The following is a 916-nucleotide window of genomic DNA, read 5'->3' as shown; positions in this document are numbered from 1 at the left end:
CGGGAACCCGGCGCGCGGTGAACGGGCCGCGGGCGGCGACGCCGACGCCTCGGCCGCGCCGTCCGGCAGCTGCCGGGTACGCGTGCTGACCGCCGGCGGCGAACGGGTCCTGCCGCGCGACCCGTCCCGCACCGGGCACGGCTGGCAACCCGTCGCCGTGCTCGACGCCCGGCACCGGGGGCTGACGCTCCGGCTGCCGCTGGAGACCGCCGTACCGGGGCTGCCCGCGCTGGAGACGGCGAGCGCCGGGCCGGCGGCCTGGCAGGGACTCCTGCGGCAGGCCTGGGAGCTGCTCGTCGAGAGCCATCCGCGCCGCGCCGAGGAACTCGCGGCCGGACTCAACGGCATCGTGCCCCTGCCGGCCCCGGCGCGCGGCGTGGCGTCCGCCACCTCACGGCATGCCTTCGGCACAGTGCTCACCTCCTGGCCCGCCGACCCCGAGAGGCTGGCGCTGACGCTGCTGCACGAGTTCCAGCACAGCAAACTGAGCGCCCTGACCGACCTGGTGACCCTGTACGAACCGGGAGGCCGCCCCTGGCTGTACGCGCCGTGGCGACCGGACCCGCGGCCTCCCGGCGGACTGCTCCAGGGCATCTACGCCCACCTCGGAGACCTGGCGTTCTGGCGGGACCGCAGCGGCAGGCGGCACGGGCCCGAACAGGCCGACGCGGCATGGCGCCTGACGCAGACCCGGGCGCACGTCGAGCGCGGCCTGGCGGAGGCCGAGACCCATGTCCGGCTCACCGGACTCGGCGCCCGCTTCCTCGAACGGCTCGCGGAGACCGTGCGGGGCGGGGGCGCGGCCGGGGGCGGGAGCGCGGGTGCGGGTGCGGGTCCGGGCGGGATCGGGAATGGGAGCGAGGCTGTGCGGCTGGTGCGGGCGGTCGCCCGGGTGCAGGCGGGTGACGAGGCGGTC

1 protein-coding gene is annotated in these 916 nt (G+C 77.7%); it reads left to right on the top strand.

Going from position 1 to position 916, the window contains the following annotated elements; translation table 11 throughout:
- The coding region (locus EBH09_RS09395) for an HEXXH motif-containing putative peptide modification protein (protein WP_238697252.1) at positions 1-916 on the top strand (916 nt) is incomplete at both ends.

The organism is Streptomyces sp. E2N166, from assembly GCF_003671715.1.
GTDB lineage: Bacteria > Actinomycetota > Actinomycetes > Streptomycetales > Streptomycetaceae > Streptomyces > Streptomyces thinghirensis.
The sequence above is the reverse complement of the archived record's forward strand: the minus strand, read 5'-3'. Positions and strand labels throughout refer to the sequence as shown.